At 44.4% G+C, this 18,486-nt stretch carries 19 protein-coding genes; 3 read left to right on the top strand and 16 right to left on the bottom strand.

Annotation, left to right across the window (positions count from 1 at the left end):
• Nucleotides 1-36 precede the first annotated feature (36 nt).
• The 9 genes from prc to NJR55_RS10490 form a co-directional block, all read right to left on the bottom strand.
• Complete coding sequence (prc, locus tag NJR55_RS10530; RefSeq protein WP_253619902.1) at nt 37-2,094, bottom strand: carboxy terminal-processing peptidase; 2,058 nt, start codon at nt 2,092-2,094, stop codon at nt 37-39.
• Between the two features lie 9 nt (nt 2,095-2,103).
• Entirely contained in the window at nt 2,104-2,730 is a 627-nt protein-coding gene (proQ, locus tag NJR55_RS10525) for an RNA chaperone ProQ (protein ID WP_253619901.1), read from the bottom strand.
• Nucleotides 2,723-3,013 (bottom strand): hypothetical protein, encoded by a 291-nt coding sequence (locus NJR55_RS10520; protein ID WP_011234518.1) that lies wholly within the window; start codon nt 3,011-3,013, stop codon nt 2,723-2,725. Before NJR55_RS10520 ends, proQ begins: the two co-directional genes overlap by 8 nt.
• Nucleotide 3,014: 1 nt before the next feature.
• On the bottom strand, nt 3,015-3,488 hold the full coding sequence (locus NJR55_RS10515) for a GAF domain-containing protein (protein ID WP_253619900.1): 474 nt from the start codon (nt 3,486-3,488) through the stop codon (nt 3,015-3,017).
• Nucleotides 3,485-3,784 carry a YeaC family protein gene (locus NJR55_RS10510; RefSeq protein WP_034820849.1) on the bottom strand — a complete coding sequence of 100 codons (300 nt, stop codon included), beginning with the start codon at nt 3,782-3,784 and terminating at the stop codon, nt 3,485-3,487. Before NJR55_RS10510 ends, NJR55_RS10515 begins: the two co-directional genes overlap by 4 nt.
• Before the next feature lie 3 nt (nt 3,785-3,787).
• Complete coding sequence (locus tag NJR55_RS10505) at nt 3,788-4,117, bottom strand: eL43 family ribosomal protein (protein WP_011234515.1); 330 nt, start codon at nt 4,115-4,117, stop codon at nt 3,788-3,790.
• A 130-nt stretch (nt 4,118-4,247) separates the two neighbouring features.
• Nucleotides 4,248-5,924: an alanine/glycine:cation symporter family protein gene (locus NJR55_RS10500; RefSeq protein ID WP_253619899.1), complete on the bottom strand. Its 1,677-nt coding sequence runs from the start codon at nt 5,922-5,924 to the stop codon at nt 4,248-4,250.
• Between the two features lie 46 nt (nt 5,925-5,970).
• Nucleotides 5,971-7,098: a M14 family metallopeptidase gene (locus NJR55_RS10495; protein ID WP_253619898.1), complete on the bottom strand. Its 1,128-nt coding sequence runs from the start codon at nt 7,096-7,098 to the stop codon at nt 5,971-5,973.
• 67 nt (nt 7,099-7,165) lie between these two features.
• Nucleotides 7,166-8,611, bottom strand: a complete 1,446-nt coding sequence (locus NJR55_RS10490) for a glyceraldehyde-3-phosphate dehydrogenase (RefSeq protein ID WP_011234512.1) — start codon at nt 8,609-8,611, stop codon at nt 7,166-7,168.
• Nucleotides 8,612-8,800: 189 nt separating this feature from the next.
• Between NJR55_RS10490 and NJR55_RS10485 the strand changes: the two genes are divergently transcribed.
• Nucleotides 8,801-9,556 carry a DUF2989 domain-containing protein gene (locus tag NJR55_RS10485; RefSeq protein ID WP_253619897.1) on the top strand — a complete coding sequence of 252 codons (756 nt, stop codon included), beginning with the start codon at nt 8,801-8,803 and terminating at the stop codon, nt 9,554-9,556.
• On the opposite strand, the gene msrB is transcribed toward NJR55_RS10485, so the two are convergent.
• Complete coding sequence (gene msrB, locus NJR55_RS10480) at nt 9,538-9,939, bottom strand: peptide-methionine (R)-S-oxide reductase MsrB (protein WP_253619896.1); 402 nt, start codon at nt 9,937-9,939, stop codon at nt 9,538-9,540. The genes NJR55_RS10485 and msrB overlap by 19 nt on opposite strands.
• Nucleotides 9,940-10,042: 103 nt before the next feature.
• On the opposite strand from msrB, the gene pyk reads away from it, so the two are divergent.
• Nucleotides 10,043-11,473, top strand: coding sequence for a pyruvate kinase (gene pyk / locus NJR55_RS10475; RefSeq protein ID WP_253619895.1), 1,431 nt, complete (start codon nt 10,043-10,045; stop codon nt 11,471-11,473).
• On the opposite strand, the gene NJR55_RS10470 is transcribed toward pyk, so the two are convergent.
• Genes NJR55_RS10470 through NJR55_RS10455 form a run of 4 tightly spaced genes read right to left on the bottom strand, consistent with a single transcriptional unit; the run spans nt 11,470 to nt 14,916 of the window.
• Nucleotides 11,470-12,315, bottom strand: a complete 846-nt coding sequence (locus NJR55_RS10470; RefSeq protein WP_253619894.1) for a DUF6279 family lipoprotein — start codon at nt 12,313-12,315, stop codon at nt 11,470-11,472. The two genes, pyk and NJR55_RS10470, sit on opposite strands and share 4 nt — an antisense overlap.
• A 2-nt stretch (nt 12,316-12,317) precedes the next feature.
• The gene (locus NJR55_RS10465; protein WP_253619892.1) at nt 12,318-13,136 is read right to left on the bottom strand and encodes a LytR/AlgR family response regulator transcription factor; all 819 of its coding nucleotides are present in this window, start codon (nt 13,134-13,136) and stop codon (nt 12,318-12,320) included.
• Complete coding sequence (locus NJR55_RS10460) at nt 13,133-14,227, bottom strand: sensor histidine kinase (protein WP_253619891.1); 1,095 nt, start codon at nt 14,225-14,227, stop codon at nt 13,133-13,135. Before NJR55_RS10460 ends, NJR55_RS10465 begins: the two co-directional genes overlap by 4 nt.
• Complete coding sequence (locus tag NJR55_RS10455) at nt 14,227-14,916, bottom strand: flagellar brake domain-containing protein (protein WP_253619890.1); 690 nt, start codon at nt 14,914-14,916, stop codon at nt 14,227-14,229. The genes NJR55_RS10460 and NJR55_RS10455 overlap by 1 nt, the downstream gene beginning before the upstream one ends.
• Nucleotides 14,917-14,992: 76 nt before the next feature.
• Here NJR55_RS10455 and NJR55_RS10450 point away from each other — a divergent pair, with 76 nt between their 5' ends.
• Nucleotides 14,993-16,762, top strand: a complete 1,770-nt coding sequence (locus tag NJR55_RS10450) for a M61 family metallopeptidase (RefSeq protein ID WP_253619888.1) — start codon at nt 14,993-14,995, stop codon at nt 16,760-16,762.
• On the opposite strand, the gene NJR55_RS10445 is transcribed toward NJR55_RS10450, so the two are convergent.
• Both NJR55_RS10445 and NJR55_RS10440 read right to left on the bottom strand, forming a co-directional pair.
• Complete coding sequence (locus NJR55_RS10445; protein ID WP_253619887.1) at nt 16,759-17,580, bottom strand: M23 family metallopeptidase; 822 nt, start codon at nt 17,578-17,580, stop codon at nt 16,759-16,761. The two genes, NJR55_RS10450 and NJR55_RS10445, sit on opposite strands and share 4 nt — an antisense overlap.
• The gene (locus NJR55_RS10440) at nt 17,573-18,457 is read right to left on the bottom strand and encodes a 6-carboxytetrahydropterin synthase (protein WP_253619886.1); all 885 of its coding nucleotides are present in this window, start codon (nt 18,455-18,457) and stop codon (nt 17,573-17,575) included. Before NJR55_RS10440 ends, NJR55_RS10445 begins: the two co-directional genes overlap by 8 nt.
• Nucleotides 18,458-18,486 lie beyond the last annotated feature (29 nt).

Below are 18,486 nucleotides of genomic sequence, written 5' to 3'. Positions count from 1 at the left end.
ATACCGCCGTAAAGGCGGTATTTTTAAAAGGTCAATTTAATTCGAGGCAAGTTGATTTTTATCAATAAAATCAAATGCGACCAAAGCGGCTTGATCGAGGAAGGGATCTACCTCGGTAAATTCTTCGGGAGCATCTTCAACGTTCTCGATTGGCTCTTTGCCCGCACGTTTCAAGCGTTCGTTAACTCGCTCAAGTTGCTTGGCTTTTTGCTGCTCTTGTTTCTTTTCGCGCTCAGTTAACACCAGACTGACCCACGTTTTATCTTTCTCTTCTCTATAACGTTCTATTTCTTCAAATATGTAAGAAAATTCTGGGTCATCTTCAATTCTCTGATTTAACTGCTGTTGCAAATCTTTTACTTCGGCACTGTTAATTTCACCAACGGGGCTATAACTTGCCTTATCGATTTTATCCCAGGGTAACGCGTTATCTTCTTTGCTTTCCCCCCAGTCTGAAGCTTCAACAAACGAAGGGAAAACAACGTCTGGCTGAACACCCCTTAACTGCGTACTGCCACCATCTATGCGGTAGAATTTCGCAATGGTATATTGAACGCTGCCTAGTGGCTTATCGTAGAAATCGAAGCGCCGGGCAAGTCCGCGATGTTGTTGCACAGTACCTTTCCCAAAGGTATTTTCACCTATTATCAAGGCACGTTCATAGTCCTGCATAGCCGCGGCAAAAATTTCAGATGCTGAAGCACTGTAACGGTCAACCATAACGAACAATGGTCCGTCATAGTAGGTTTTACCGTCTTTGTCTTCACTGACATCGACACGCCCGCGACCGTCACTAACCTGAACTACTGGGCCTTTATCAATAAATAGCCCGGTCAAACCAATAGCTTCGGTCAAAGCACCGCCACCATTACCACGCAAATCAATCACCAAACCTTCTACTTTCTGGCTTTCTAAATCCTCAATCAGCTTTTTGACATCCGCTGTTAGGTTATTGTAGAACCCCGGAATTTCGATAACACCAAGACGACGACCTTTATAAGGCCCCTCTTCGAACTCTTTGACTTCGGCTTTTGCTGCACGATCCTCCAGTTTGACCTTGTCTCGGACAATTTCAACTTCACTTGGGGTGCCGCCGGCACCTTGGCTGGCTTTTAAAACCTGCAAGCGAACGGTTGTTCCTTTAGGTCCTTTAATTAACTCAACAACATCGTCCAGACGCATGCCAATGATGTCAACAAACTCCTCTTCATCTTCGCCGGAGCCTTGGCCTACAGCAATGATCTTATCTTCTGGAGAAAGTTCATCGGTTTTATCCGCAGGACCACCAGGAACTAAACTGCGAATAATTGTGTAATCGTATTCTGACTGAAGTACAGCGCCAATTCCTTCCAGTTCGAGATTCATATTTTGCTGGAATCGCTCTGAGTTGGAAGGCGAAAGGTAACTTGTATGCGGCTCAACTGAACGGGCAAACGCGTTCATAACCGTTTGAAAAACATCTTCGCTTTTCGATTTTGTCAGTCGATTTAATGCACTGTTATAACGCTTACCCAGTGTTTCAACTATCTCAGGCCACTCTTTACCGGCCAGTTTCAAATTAAGCGCATCGTATTTAACTCGGCTTTGCCAAAGATCATTCAACTCCTCTTTGGACTCCGCCCACTCTGCATCTTCTCGATCATAATAGTACTTGTCGCCCTCAACCGAAAAATCCATGGGCTTGTCTTCATCCAGTATAGATAGCGCATATTCGTAACGCTGGAAACGTCGTTCAAGACTTTTCTGATAAATGTCGTAAGCAACATCAAGCTCGCCCCGTTTCAGCATGTCATCAAATAAATGACGATACTCCTGGGCAGCTTCTATATCCTCTTTCAGAAGAAACATTTTACTGTAATCGAGCAAGTCAAAGTAGCGCTCATGAATTTGCTCTGATAACTCGTTATTCAGTGTCAAACTACTGAAATGATAACGGGTAAAATAGGACGCAATACGCTCACTGGCTGTATCATGCTGAGCTTCCTGCTCTAACTCTGGTAATTCACTGATCTTGTGCTCTGGCGGTATTGCAACCGCGGCAGGAACAACACACATCAGTGCCAATGCACATTTCTTTACAGCCCAGTGTTTCATTGACTACTCCTAAGCGCGCAGAAAAATCTTATCTGCTTTTACTTTCATAATTAAACCGTTTTGCAACTGAACTTGAACGTCGTCCTTGTCCAGCTCTAAAACTGTTGCTGACATGGGGGTATTCCCCGCCTTTACCTGAACCTGTTGACCAACAGAAAGCTTGTTGAGTTCCACGTCAGCCAATTTAACTTTTGGTTTGGCCGGTTTTTTTGCGGTTTTCGGTTTAGTTTTTGCTGTATTTTCAGGTTTATCTTTAGCCGGAGCTTTTTTAGCGGCAGCCTTGTTGGTTGTTTTATTTTTCTCTGCAACTTTAGCTTTAGATTCTTTTAGAGTCTCTTGCGCATGCTGCTGATGTTCTTCTGTAACAGCCTCAACCTGCTCGCCATCTAAATTCACTCGCTGAGTACCCGTTTTTACACTGTACAGATACCGCCAGCTATTGGTGTAATGACGCAAGGCTGTTCTTAAACGTGTCTTACTTACTTTGTCATCGCCCTCAAGGCGTTTTGCCAAATCTTCAAAAATACCAATTTTCAAAGGTTTGGCATCGCCTTTAATAGTAAAACAGTCAGGAAACTGTTCGGCCAAGTAGGCAATGACATCTTTACTTTTCGTCAGCTTTTCAGGTTCACTCATTCCATTCTTCTTCCTGTTCGCGGACAACTTTCATTAAGTTTCGAACATAGTCGTCCATTTCATCAAATGACAAATCTAGCAATGCAGGCTCTTCAATCCAGTCGTACAAAGTACGGCGAACCATTTCTTCAAGCTGCTCTGTTGTATCGTCATCCTCTCGTAATGCATTAATAAGATGCAGCATTTCATTTATTTTATCAGCGGCTTCTTCTTCATGCTCTTCAAAGAAAATAACATCTTGTTTGGTTACTAAATAACTGTGAATATCAAATTCAACAAACATACTATGACTGCAACCCTTGCCAATTCAGAGTTTGACAGTAGTCAGCAATAGCCTGAATGGCTTTTGCGTCTTCTTCACTAAAACGCCCCACAGACGGACTGTCGACATCCAGTACCGCAACGGTTTTACCATTAACGACTATAGGTGCAACAACTTCACTGTTTGATGCCGAGTCACAAGCTATGTGTCCGGCAAATTGGTGAACGTCTTCAACTCTTTGGCAGGTTTGGGTTTCTGCAGCAACGCCGCAAACGCCCTTCCCAAAAGGAATATGAACACAAGCGACACGCCCTTGAAAAGGACCTAACACCAATTCCTTTTCAGAACGAGCCAAATAAAAACCTACCCAATTAATGTCGTCAATGTACTCATAGAGTAGCGCAGAGATATTCGCAAGATTTGCAATTAAATCAGGCTCACCTTCTGTCAAGGCCCGGCTTTGGGCTAATAAGTCAGAATACGGCTGAGAGCTCATAATTCGCCTTCTTGTTGGTCGAGTTTGAAACGAGCAATTTGTTCGCCAGAGTCAGTCTTGAACTGCTCTTTTAATTGCCGTTTGGTTTTCGTAATTATTTCGCCATTAGCACCAATAGTAAAAGCCTCCTCAGTGCTGGCGTATCGAGCCTGATAAGCCATAACCAATTGAATGGAGTTTTCACGTTGCTCATCAGTTAAACGATTGCCATCTGGCCATTTACCGGTTTCAACCGCCTGAACCAGACGCTCGTATATGTCCTGATTCATACTTTTAATTAAGTCGTCGAATTGCATAGTTTATCGCTTTTTCTTTTTTAAAAAGACAAGCTGCACGCGGTTGATTATAAACCAAACTAATCCCCCGACCATTAAGCCAACGGCAACGCTGTATTGCCACGTTTTAGGCATAGGTTGCTGAAGGAATAAATAAGTAAAAGCGGCAATCGATATCAGTAAGGCGAGCATTGAACGGGAAACCAGCTTATCGGATTTTTCTTGTTTTATCCGTATGGCTTCACGTTCTATATCATCTTTAGACTGACCAGCCAGAACAAACTGGCAATGCGGGCACTCTTTTACTTTGCTTGAAATTCGCTTATTACACGAAGGACATTGTGTTAACGCCATAAACTACCTATCTCTTATGCAGTCCTTGCAATATAAGGCTTTTGCTCTCAATTTCAAGCATTGCGAGGGAATAAAAAATAAAACGGCCAACTTTAGGTTGACCGTTTTGCTTTAATTGGCGCTTATTCTATTACTTTTTCTTGTCGGCATCACCAAAGTCTTTCCAATAAGACTTAACCGTTGATTTCATTTCCCGGTGAAGCAAAATCATACCCAGTAAGTTGGGTAATGTCATTAGGACAATAGCGACAGCAGAGGCTGTCCAAACTAAAGTGGTATCTGCAAATGACGCCCAGAAAAAGCCTGCGACATAAAGTATACGGTAAGGCATGACACCCTTTTGGCCGACCAGATAAACAACCGCCCTGTCACCGTAATAAGACCAGGCAATAGCCGTTGAAAAGGCAAACATCAATAAGGTAATAGGAATAATGTACTGCCCATAGTCTCCGAAATACCCATTAGCAAAAGCCAGTGAGGTTAGAGCCGCAGAATGTACTAGTGATTTCCCGACAACTTCAATGTCCTCTTTAATCAAGTTGCCATTTTCAATTTTTACCTGACCATTGTAAGCATCTTCTCCGGCAATAATGAAACGCACGTCTTCAGCCACCGAGCGCGCATGCAAAATAGTAATTTCACCATTAGTCTGCGCCTTACCATCTACAACATTTAGCGTACCTGAATATCGTTTAATTTCAGTATCGTCGTAGTCGTTCAGGTATCTGTAAAGCTCTTGACGGTCTTCCTTGTCAACATCATTGTACTCACCAACAACGAAGTCCAGATCGCTTCTGGCAAAGTTATTTTCAAACTTCTCAGTCCAAACTCCGGAAGACAAAATGACCAGACCGGTTAAGGTACAAATCAAGATGGTATCCAAAAAAGGCTCAAGAATTGAAACCAAACCTTCAGCAACAGGATCTTTCGCTTTAGCTGATGCGTGAGCAATAGGAGCCGAACCCTGACCCGCTTCGTTAGAGAATAAACCACGGTTTACACCACGGTTAAACGCATAGGCAAAGCTGGCTCCCAGAAAGCCCCCGGCAGCAGCTGAACCGGTGAAGGCATCGCTGAAAATAGAAGCAAAAGATGAGCCGATATTATCGATATTGAATAAAATAACGCTTAAAGAACCAATGACATAAACAATTCCCATAATAGGAACGATTTTTGAGGTAACCGCCGCTATCCGTTTAATGCCACCAATGATAACCATCGCTAGCAAAATGGACAGTACTGCACCGGTCCAGACAGGATCAATTGAAAAAGTCTGCTCCATTGACTGCGCAATGTTATTAATTTGCGGCATATTTCCGGTGCCAAAAGAACTAACAATAGTCGCAATTGCAAAGATAACCGCCAACCATTTCATATTGAGGCGGCGATCCATGTAATACATTGGTCCACCAGCCATGGTGCCATCTTCGGTTTTGACACGATATTTGTGCGACAAGGTAACTTCGACAAACTTCGTGGTCATACCAAGGAATGCCGTCATCCACATCCAGAAAATAGCCGCCGGGCCACCCAAGAATATGGCAAGTGCAACGCCACCAATGTTACCGGTGCCCACAGTACCTGATAACGCGGTCGATAACGCCTGGAAGTGACTGGTATCACCTTGTGAGTCTTTTTTATCAAATTTGCCGGCGAGTACTCTCCAGGCATGTCTGAAATAGCGTACCTGAGGAAAACCAAGATAGAGTGAGAAAAATAAGCCCACACCGAGCAAAAGAAACGGGAAATAGGCTGCAGAGCCTAAAAACCCGTCAATCCAAAGCAAAAAATTGTTGAGCGCTTCCAAGGAAGACCCCCTTTTGTTGTTATTATTTTGTGATCCAACTCTAGTTTTAACGCAATTTTGGTGAGACTGCCAATATTGCGGTTAAAACATCTTCTCCTAAACGCTGACAACGGGCTACTGACCAGCCGAAATCTTCGTCAGGTAAGTCTGCATTGTCTTTAAACGGCATTTCCAGAGTGTAGGATAAACACTTGAAGCGTTCGCCTACCGCAGAGTTTGCGACTGTCATATTCGCTTTACCCGGCTCATCCAGTTCATAACCGTATTGAGTCTGAAACTCCGGAGTTGCAGCCAAAAAGGCTGACTTGAAAGTGTCTTCTAAGTCTTTATGGCGCTCGTCGTACGAAGGTATGCCTTCGCAGCCTGCCACAAAGTTATAAGGCAATGCTTCATCACCGTGCACATCAAGAAACATATCAACACCGGTTTCCTGCATGCGTTTCAGCACATAAAAAACTTCCGGGCTTTTTTCCAGGCTTGGCTCTGCCCATTCACGGTTCAGGTTCGTGCCAACGGCGTTGGTCCTAAGGTGGCCACGAACACTGCCATCCGGGTTCATGTTTGGTACGACATAAAAGACGTTTTCGTCTAACAACTTACGGGCAACGCCATCTTCGTCGTCCAGTAAACGTGTAATTAAGCCTTCCATAAACCATTCCGCCATTGACTCACCCGGATGCTGGCGTGCAGTCACCCAAATGGTATTTTTGTGCTCAGCGGGTTCGCCTATAACCAATAGATTTAATTCGCGACCGTCTATCGTTTCACCTAATAGCTCGTGATAACAGTCAATTGACTGTTGAGCTGATTGAACCAGGTCTTGATGACGCTCATACGAATAAGGAATGAAATACGCATAATAAACGCTTTCCTGCTCTGGTGTATGACGAATAGTCAGTTCTTTGCCATTGTACTCCGTCGGAACCCGGAACCAGGTTTCACGATCGTATGAGGCTAGTGCCTGGTATTCTTTCCAACCATCGGGGTAAGCAGAATCAGATGCATTTTCAATCGTCATCACGTGCTCTTCACCGGCTTCAGCAAACAGCTTAAAATGGAACCATTGGTAAAAATCAGACTGATGATCTTTTTTGATAGCCAAACGAATGTTATCGGCATTGTCTGAGCTGATAACTTGAATATTGCCACTGTCAAAGTTTGCAGTGATATGCATACTTCACCTTTATGTGTTGTTTCTGAGAAAGTGAGTAGAAAAAAAGCGCCCGCAGGCGCTTTTTCAATTATTTAGGTAAATTAGGAACCTTAAGTCCGGCCATAGCTTCAGCCACACGAATAACCTGGCAACTATAACCAAATTCGTTGTCATACCAAACGTACAGTACGGCTCTGTCGTCTTCAACTATCGTTGCCTGAGAGTCAACTACACCAGCATGACGTGAACCCACTAAATCTGAAGAAACGATTTCAGTCGAAGCAGTATAATCAATTTGGTTAGCCAATTCTGAATGCAAAGAAACCTGACGCAGATAATCGTTTAATTCATCGCGACTTGTCGACTTTTCAAAGTTCAGATTCATTATTGCCATTGACACATTCGGGGTCGGTACGCGAATGGCATTACCGGTCAGTTTACCGGCCATTTCAGGAAGTGCTTTAGCGACGGCTTTAGCTGCGCCTGTCGAAGTAATAACCATGTTCAGCGGCGCTGAGCGACCGCGACGTTCGGCGGTATGATAGTTATCAATCAGGTTCTGATCGTTAGTGTACGAGTGAACCGTTTCTACGTGACCATTGCGAATACCAAACTCGTCATTTATCGCTTTGAGCACAGGCGTAATTGCATTGGTTGTGCAGCTTGCTGCAGAAACGATTTTGTCGCTGTCTTCGATCATCTTATCGTTCACGCCAAATACGATATTTTTGATGTCGCCTTTTGACGGAGCTGTCAGCAGCACTTTATCGACACCTTTTGATTTCAGGTGCAGACCCAGACCATCTTCATCTTTCCAGATACCGGTATTATCGATAACAATCGCGTTATTAATACCGTACTGGGTATAATCCACTTGATCCGGTCCATTAGAGTAAATCACTTTAATACTGGTACCGTTAGCTTTTATGCTCTGGCTATCATGATCAACAGTTATTGAACCGTTGAATAAACCATGGATTGAGTCACGGCGCAGCAAACTTGCCCGCTTTTCTAAGTCACCATCGCGACCGCCACGAACAACAATGGCACGTAAGCGCATTTTGTTGTTGCCGCCATTGCGTTCAATTAGCTGACGAGCCAATAAGCGCCCTATCCGTCCAAAGCCATATAAAACCACGTCGCGAGGCTCAATATTATCTTCCGAGTCAATGATATCCGCTAACTCACGTTTGACGTAATCTGTAACCGACAAACCATCAGCTTTATCACCAAACAAGTAGCCATAGGCGAGTTTGCCTAAATCAACGCGAGCCGGGGACAGTTTCAGCTCTGCCATAGCCTGCAAGAACGGAAAACTTTCGCGTAAACGAACTTTTTGCCCTTCGTGGCGAAGAATAAGACGGTGTGCCTTAATAATATTAATGGTTGATACGTTCAGTAATGAACGGCCATAAACCAAAATTTCAACACCGAAGTTCCGGTACAACTTCCCAAGCAAAGGTTGCATCTGCTCGGCGAATTCCTGACGTTCCTGCCAACTTGATAAGGTTGGATCTTGCTGGTTAGAGTTCATAGTGAGCCCTGTCCTCTATGGTAATGTCTGTGAGCTTATAAAGTGCTACGCTTAAAAACCGCGATATTGTACTGAAAAGCTTGGCATGAAGCCAATTTTACGGAACAATTGTATTTCACTAAAAAAATGTTGATATCTATGTTTAAAAAAATTGTTATTACAAGTGCTGCTCTCGCTTTAACCGGATGTATGGAAGGAAAGCCGTCAGTCAGTGAAATTTGCGAGTCTACGCCTGGTATTTGTAGCGATTTAAATACCGATAACTGGTGCAACGTAGAGCGTAGCGAACTCATTTACAGTCGTTATGAACGTAGCCTAAGCGATACGAGCGAAAACCAGTATTTCGTCATGCGAGATCTGGAAGAGTATTCAAAATGTATCGAACTGGCTGCAACACTTGAAATGACAAAATCAAAACAGAAACAGTCGGATCGTTTAGAAGCCTTTATTAACTCACGAAAAAATATAGAGAAACTGGCTGACGAAACCGCCGACTCTGAACACCCTCTATGGCTATACTGGCATTGGGCTAACCGAAGCGACCAGGGTGCGCTGGATAAACTTCTGGCGTTAGAAGGCACCAAAAAAATGGAAACGCCTGAGCTTAAACTAGCGCTAGCCACCTATTATACCAAGAAAGACTCGGAAAAAACCTTTGAGCTTCTTTACAGCGCGCTACGGCTGTATCGTCCCGATGACAAAGTAAATCCTGAAATACCCTCAACTTTAGTTTCCATGTATTTAAAAGAAGGCAATGGCCCTGAAGCTTATGTCTGGTCCCAGGTTGCCTGGCAGTTCGGCCAGAAAAACCTGGATAAAAACAGTATGAAATCAATTGTTAATGCCAGCGAAGACCAATACGACGACTGGGATGATCGCGCTGAAACGATTGTCGATAAAATTGAAGATGGTAAATTTCGTGGCTACTACTCATCGTCTTCGTGACGCATCGCCAGTGAGTTAACGCAATACCGTTGTCCAGTTTCTGTTGGGCCATCATCAAATACGTGGCCCAAATGCCCACCACATTGACTACAGAGTATTTCAGTACGAGTCATGCCATGGCTTGAATCTTTTACGTAGTCAATTGAGCCTTGTATGGCTTTATCAAAGCTGGGCCAGCCGCAATGCGCATCAAACTGATGCCCGGCTTCAAAAAGTTTCTGGCCGCAACCGGCACAACGGTAAACGCCGTCTTTATCACAGCTTAGATACTTTCCGGAAAAAGGCCGCTCAGTGCCCTTTTCTCTTAATACATAATAAGCTTCATCGCCTAATATTTCGCGCCACTCCTGTTCACTTTTATTACTCCAGTCGTGTTCACTCATATTTACTTAACTCCTTTATCTTTCAATTAAATTTCGTACTACTGTAACAGTCCATGTGCTAAACTTAAGCTTAAATTCACGGGTAAATTTGCTGAGGTTTTGCATGCTTCGTCGTACCAAAATTGTGACTACTCTCGGACCGGCTACTGACTCTGAGGAAACGCTCAGAGAGCTAATAAAAGCGGGTGCCAATGTTGTTCGTTTAAACTTTTCTCACGGCAATGGTGACGATCACAAGCAGCGCGCTTCCATGGTCAGAAAAATTGCCCGGGAATTAAACGCCCATATTGCCATTTTAGGCGACTTGCAGGGACCAAAAATTCGCGTTGCCCGCTTTCAACAAAAACAAATTACGTTGGCTGTTGGTGATAAGTTCATTTTAGACGCTGAACTTGGAAAAGACAGCGGCGATCAGGAACGTGTCGGCCTCGACTATAAAGACTTACCAACAGACGTCAGTCCCGGAGACCTTTTGTTACTGGATGATGGTCGTATCCAGTTAAAAGTTGAACAAATTGATGGCAGCCAGGTTAAAACAGAAGTTACCGTTGGCGGCGTGCTTTCTAATAACAAAGGCATTAACCGTCAAGGTGGTGGCTTGTCAGCTGCCGCATTAACAGAAAAAGATTTAGCAGACATTAAACTGGCGGCGGAAATAAACGTAGATTACCTCGCGGTTTCATTTCCCCGTTCTGGCGATGACATTAATCAGGCTCGTCACTTGCTCCGCGAAGCCGGTGGACAAGGCGTATTATGCGCTAAGATTGAACGCGCTGAAGCCGTTGCCAGCGAGCATGCATTAGATGACATCATTAGAGCATCCGATGCCGTTATGGTTGCCCGCGGTGATTTAGGCGTCGAAATTGGCGATGCTCAATTAGTGGGTAAGCAAAAGCAGATTATTTCGCGTGCACGCCAGTTGAATCGAGTAGTTATTACTGCGACTCAAATGATGGAGTCGATGATTGAAAACCCAATGCCGACCCGCGCCGAAGTGATGGATGTTGCTAACGCCGTGCTGGATGGCACAGATGCCGTAATGCTATCGGCAGAGACTGCTGCCGGTAAACATCCGGTAGCAACGGTAAAAGCTATGGCTGAAATTTGTCTGGGTGCAGAAACACATCCAACCGCTCAGCTGCGCCATCAGGATCTGGAAGAAATGTTCTCCAGTATTACCGAGGCGACAGCTATGTCTGCAATGTACGCAGCCACCCACTTGAATGGCGTCAAAGCCATTATAGCGCTAACTGAATCTGGTTTTACCGCTAAGCTTATGTCGAGAATTACTTCTCACTTGCCCATATTTGCATTATCCCGCCATCCGCAAAGTCGCGACAAATCGGCTTTGTACCGCGGTGTTTACCCTATAGATTTTGATTCTACCAGTGTCAGTAATCCGATAACTGAAGCTATTGAGGTAGTGAAAAAAAGTGGGCATATAAAAGCCGGTGATTTAATCATATTAACCCACGGAGACGTAATGGAAACCGTGGGTTCAAGTAACACCTGTAAGATGATAGAAGTCCGTTAATCGTTAAAATCATCAATTAAAGAGTCTAGAAGGTCGATGTATTCATCGGCCTTTTCTATCACTTTTTTGCGTTGTTCCCCAGTCAGGCTCTGATACATACCCCATAAGAACTCTTTACGAAGCTGGCTATTTTCATCCGCTTTTTGCTGAAGCTCTTCGCTTATTAATTGTTGTGGGTCAAGAATTAATGCTGATAATCGCTCTTCGTCTACCGGTTGCTTCAACAACGCTTTCTCAAATTCACCTAACCAATTTGAGCGATAACTTAACCATTGCTCTCGTAACTCAGGGGAATCAGCCACCCAGCTGCGCAATAACTTATCCTGCTCTTTAGTGAGAGAACCAATAATATCTTCTAAGTCCTCTTCCACTTCCGAAATGCGATCCAACCTTCTTAATATCGGGTTTTCTTCCTGGTCGTCCTGAAAACGCTGGTAGCGCTCTTCCTGCGCTTCTTCTAAGCGACTAATGAGCTGTTGGCGCTGCTTAAGTGAAAGAGTCGCTAGTAAACCCGCTTCTGTTTCTGCTCGCACTAAAACATTATCCCAGAACGTCCAGAGCTTATCTTCAAAGTCGCTGATATCTTTTTTGTTCAGCGTCTGCTTATCGACCTTATCTCTCAGGTTTTTTAGTTCATTTCTGTACAACGGCAGCTGAGTTTGTGCATGCCAAAGGTGCATTTCATCAACTTTCGCTGCTAGCAGCTCTTCCTGCTCACCGGTTAAATCAACGTAATCTTTAATTTTCCACTCAACCAGAGTGTCAGCGAACTTGTAGCCAAGATTCGCTGTACACCCTGCTATCAGGATTAGAAAGGTTGTTACTGCCAGCAGTCGATACATGATTAGCTCAGAATAAGTTGTTTAATTCGGTCTTTATAACTACGGCTTACTTTCAGTTTTTGACCATTTTTTAATTGTAAATGATATTCACCATTTTGCTGATTACAGAGTTTCTCAACCTGTTTGATATTAACAATGGCGGAGCGATGAACCCGCTGAAACAATTTAGGATTTAAGTCCTGCTCCAGTTCTTTCATTGTGCGTCGCAGAATATGGGTATCGTCACCGGCATGTATGCACATGTAATCTCCGGCGGCATCAATCCACTTAATATCTTTGACGGCAACCCGGGTTATCTCACCGCTGTCCTTTATGGCGATATAGTCCGGGTATTGGTCTGCGGTGATATTTTCGCCTGAAGCCAGCTTCTCTAATAGCGTGTGAGTATCTTGCCCGGTTACCTCCGCAACTAAACTAATGAGTTTTTCCTGGTGTTCGTCGTTAACCGCCTGATGCTCACTTATAACGCGGTTAACGCATTCTGCCAAGCGGTCGTCATCAACGGGCTTCAGCAAATAATCTAACGCCCTGACTTCAAAAGCTTTGATAGCGTAAGTGTCGTAAGCGGTGACAAACACCACAATTGGCAACTCATGTCCCTTCTCCTGAACGGCTTTTAATACTTCAAAGCCATTAAGCCCCGGCATTTGTATATCGAGAAAAATCAAATCAGGTTTATTTTCGATGATGGCATCGACCGCTTCTCGGCTGCTTTTACACTCAGACATTAACTGCAGCTGCTCAAACTCCTGCAAACGAATAACCAAGCCCTTTCTGGCAAGAGGTTCATCGTCAACAACCAGGGTTTTCAATCGATTCATCTTTGACTCTCCAACATTTCCATCGGAATGGTAATACGAACACAAAGACCGCTCTCAGCACCTTTTAGCATTTCAAACCGATACTGCTTACCATATAAGGATTTAAGCCTTTGACGGGTATTATTAAGTCCGACGCCGTCTTTACGAAATAGTTTTTCCGGGTCTGTGTCGATTTTCGGCCCATTATCACACACCTCCAGAATCAGGTTTTCGTTTTCTGACCAGGAACGAACTCTGATTTTCCCCACCCCTTCTACATTTGAAATGGCGTACTTAATTGAGTTCTCGATTAAAGGCTGGCAAATTAAACTAGGAACCAGGGCATTCTTGGTTTCATCTGACAAATGAATATCAATTTCAAGCTGCTCGTCAAAACGTACTTTTTCGATGTCCAGATACAAAAGCAGCGCATCCACTTCTTTTTCCAAAGTCACTTTTTTAATCGGTTCATTATCTAACGAAAAACGCAGGAAGTGGCTTAGCTTATTCACCATCAAATTGGCTTTTTCATTCTCTTTTAGCAAAATAAGCGTAGAAATTGCATTTAAGGTATTAAATAAAAAATGCGGGTTGAGTTGGTATCGCAGCATTTTCAACTGCGCCTGATGCGCCATAGATGAAGCCAGTAAGGCTTTTTGCTTCTCCTCCTGCAGCATTTGATAATACTTAATACCAAAATAAAGCCCGCTCCAGCTAAGAATGATGTAGAACTTAGCCAAACTGTTTTTCAAATAGAAAAAAGGGCTGTCCGGCCGAAAACCAAATTTATAAATTTCCCAGTAAGTGGCGTTATCAACAATGGCCCAGGCCACAGCGGTAACATAAGAAACCACAATGGCAATTAAGACCATAAGCGCCGGTGGGAACTCCCATATACGCCGATACAAATAGCGGAGCGGAATGGTCATCAAAAAGCCGGCATAAGCCCCCAAAATAATAATGAGGGTATAGATATCCCGCATTTCATGCATTAGTGACCCTATGTAGTTCACCAACGCATAACCTATCCAGCCTCCCGCCTGCAGCAACCAGAAGAACCGGTTACGGTTATCCATCAATAATTGCCACTGCGTTTTTATCGGTTTTTCCATTATACTGAGGACTCTAAACGCGATAACTCGTCAATATCCACCAAACTTCCGGAGAAAAGAGAGTTAACCTCGTCTTTCTGGTTCCCCATAAACTGCACACCCAACTCAAGCTGGTCATCCACTTGCTTTACTTGCCGGACTATAGCTTTAAGGGTTAAGTCACCGTTATTTTTCTGTTCTATTTTTAGAACAATTTTGCTGCCATTTTCCCAAAGCTCGTCTATTTTTCCTTCTGGCTTTTCATGCTTAAGGCGACATCCACTTTCAGATACATCCAGAACATGTCCTCTGAAAGTCTTCTCCTCACCTTTTATTGACTGGCCTGAGACTGAAGCAGGCAAAAAGGCGTCAAACCGGCGCCCTTTTCTAATAACCCGATGCTCAATCTGATTTGGCCACATAATAAAAAGCATTTTCGTTGGGTGCGAGATGACATAGCTTATTTCACTACGAAACGCACAAATTTCACCACTTTCGTTTTCCAGAACAAAGCGGACAATGACCGGGGTTTTCTCCTGCAAAAGATCACGCATATCATTGTATTTACGCGCGTCGGGCATATTAACGATAACCCAGCGCTCGTTAACCGCGCCAATAAACTCCGAGTAAAACCGAGCAGGAACGTTCGAATTAGACAGCTGAACTTCTATTTTCTGACCTGTGACGAGCTGCGAAATTTTGCTTGGCATAGGGGTCTCTTTGCGATGAATCAATATGTTACTATGATCGCTAGTTGTCAGGCTGTGTCAAGCAAAGGAGAGTCTCTTGATCGCTTACGATATAACACCCATCGATTTACATGGGCATTTATTTAATGTCTCTCTCACTATTGAGCAAACGAACGATGAGCAGGAACTCTGGTTACCTAACTGGATTCCGGGCAGTTATTTAATACGGGATTTTAGTAAGCACATTATTGGCTTGCACGCCGAAAGTAACGGCCATTCTCTGGCAGTTAAACAAATAAGTAAGAACCGCTGGCAACTGGCTCGCTCGAAGCATCCTGTTACTGTGCACTATCAGGTATACGCCTGGGATTTATCGGTTCGTTCAGCTTATCTGGACCAGTTTCAGGGCTTCTTTAACAATACCAGCCTGTGTCTTGCCGTTGAGGGACAAACTGACCTTCCCTGTGAACTCCATTTGCACGCACCGCCAGAAGCACCACTGTGGAAGGTTGCAACCGGAATGCCCCGGAAAAATGGACAAGCCCATTCCTGGGGATGCTTCCGGGCCGATAATTATGATGCGTTAATTGACTATCCTTTTTTAATGGGTGACTTAACCATCGAAGAGTTTATTGCTCACGGCATTAAGCACTCTCTGGTCTTAAGCGGCCGCCATTATGCTGATACCCCGCGTATAACCGCCGATTTAGCCAAAATTTGCGAAACTCAGATTAGTCTGTTCGAAGAAGCACCTTTTCAATCTTATACCTTCCTGACCATGGTGGTAGGAAATGGCTTTGGCGGGCTGGAGCACAGAAACTCAACCGCACTGCTTTGCAGCCGTAAAGATTTAATCAGCGCTCACCAATACGAAATGAATGACAACTATCAGACCTTTTTGAGCCTGTGTTGTCATGAATACTTCCACAGCTGGAATATTAAAACTCTGAAGCCACAGGCTTTTCTTCCTTATCAGTTGGAGAAAGAGTCGTACACTGAGCAACTCTGGTTCTACGAAGGTATGACGTCCTATTTTGACGACTACCTTTTGCACACCAGCGGCATTATTGACGAAAAGCGTTATTTAAAGCTTTTAGGCGATACTCTATCGCGGGTTGAGCGTGGTGCCGGTCAATATCAACAAAGTGTGACAGAGTCGAGCTTTCTGGCCTGGACTAAGTTTTATCAGCAAAATGAGAATGCGCCGAACAGTATTGTCAGCTATTACGCTAAGGGGGCTTTAATAGCGCTTAGCCTCGACCTCATGTTGCGCCTGCAATCCGAGCATAAACTGACGCTGGCAAGAGTTATGAAAGAGCTTTGGCATGAGTTTGGTAAAACATCCATTGGCACTGCTGACGACACGGTCATTAATTGGCTAAATCAGTATCCCGGCATTGATGTTTCCGACTTTTTGAAAGACGCCTTATACAACAAGGAGTCGCTGTCGCTTGTGGAGTTATTGCAAAACTTTGGCGTTATGGTTCAAAAACAGGTGCCCGTTGATGATAACAGCGTCGGTGGAAAAACTTCGGATCAGCCTGCGCGCATAAACTTCGGAGCCAAATACAAAGCCTCAGCACAAGGGCTGGACGTTCTTAACGTGTATCATGATGAAAGCGCTTATCACGCAGGTTTATCGGCTGGCGACAAAGTCATCGCAATTGATCATTTGCAGGTAACTGAGCAGTCGGTTAAACGAATTCTGGAGCGTTATATTCCCGGAGATACGGTGACGATTCATGCGTTTCGCCGCGACGAACTAATGACACTGGAGCTTACCTGGCAAGAGCCCGCTAAAAGCAGCTACGTTTTAAGCGTAGAACAGCCAGATAAGCTGAAAGGCTGGTTAACGCCTTCCGATTAATCCTGATAAAGCTGGGGAAGTAAGGCCGGATCTAACCGTTCATTTCCCCAGTTAACCCGCCAGTCCAGGTGAGGTCCCGTAGCACGGCCTGTGGCACCTATAGCACCAATTGAATCGCCCTGCTCCACTTTGTCACCAACTTCTACATGCAGTTCACTCAAGTGCAAATAGGTTGTGTTCACTTTATAGCCATGTTCAATAATGATGGTACCGCCTGAGTAAAATAAATCAGGTTCAGCCAGAACAACTTCGCCCGGCCACGGCGCTCTAACCGGAGTTCCTGTTGGCCCGGCTATATCTTGCCCATAGTGCGGGTTTCGGGGCTCTCCGTTAAAAATTCGCTGACTGCCGTAAACACCACTAATGCGGCCTTCGGCCGGTTTCGTAATTGCAGTCAAGAAGTCTGTTCGTGTCGTTTCTTTTTGTCTGGCCAGCCAAACTTTTTCCGCTTCTTTTCTGGCTCGTTTTACTTGCTCCGGGTCTGGTGTAACGGTTTTCTGCGGGACACCATCGACACGGTCAATCTTGTATTCACGAGGCTCTAGCTTGAGCTCTTTAGTGATAGTTTTCTCGCCTTTACTGACAACTAAGGTGTTTTCTAACTTAGCCTTGCGCGGAAAACCAAAAACAATGTAACCCTGCTCGGTTACCTGCAGAGCTTCGCCGTTCAGTGTTGCGGTAACACCAGGCTCAGACTTAGCTAAAATTAAAGCTCCCTGAGTCAAGGAGCCCTTTATTTCCAGGGGCAAAGACTCATCCGCCAAGGCCACATTCGTCAAACACAGCGCTAAAGCCGCGGTAACAATCATTTTACGCATAGGCTATTGCTCCTTTTCCTACCCCTTCGAAGGCGCGAACTTCTACAGTCTGACCCGCATGCTTAGATTTAATTTCTGCAGCGAGAAAATCTGCAATGCACTCAACTGTTGAGTCTGTCTCTATAACAAAGTTCTCTGCGTTCGGAACAATAAGCTCAAACAGTCCCTGGTCGGCAACATAGCTGTAATAGGTGTGAGTTGAGTCGTTGGTTGCAGACGTTGCAGCTTCAGACAGTGTCAGTTCCTTTTTCGAACGAACATCTTCGGTAGTGCCTAAATAAATGTCTTCCCACTTATCTGACCATTCTTTTTCCAACACCGGTTGGCGAATGTTATCCAGTCGAATTTGAATTTTTGAACGATGACCATGCGCAATACGTTGGCAATTACCGTCGTGCTTTTTCAAACCATGTGTGTAGTGATAGTAAAAACCGTCGATATTTTCTGGTCTCAGAAACAGCTGCAGACCTTCGACATTAACCGGTAACTCGCGCTTTATAACGGCTTTCAGGTAGTCCGTTACCGTTTCCACGGAAACGACATCGGCATCGATAAAAGCAAAGGCATCGGCTGGGCAGAACAGATGAATAGAACCCTGTTCCGGGCGCAGAAAATCGACCCAGTTAGCGCTGTCATCAGAGTTGTGCGTTACTTTTGTATACGAATGCTCTGCCGGTACAACCAATTTGTGATCAACCGAGTTATCGATAATGGCTTTAACTTGCTTTTTCACCCGACCAAAGTCGAGCACCATAGATTGCTCATTTAACGCGCCATCAAGTACGATATCAACAATCCAGCTCTCACCAACTATCCCCCTTTCCGGGCATAAGTAGGAGCAATCAATAACGGTCAAATCATTCACAAATAACTGCATAGTGAGCTTTTCTCATCTCTTCTTCGATA

Source organism: Idiomarina rhizosphaerae (assembly GCF_024159085.1).
Lineage (GTDB): Bacteria > Pseudomonadota > Gammaproteobacteria > Enterobacterales > Alteromonadaceae > Idiomarina > Idiomarina rhizosphaerae.
This window is presented reverse-complemented; position numbering and strand designations above follow the sequence as displayed.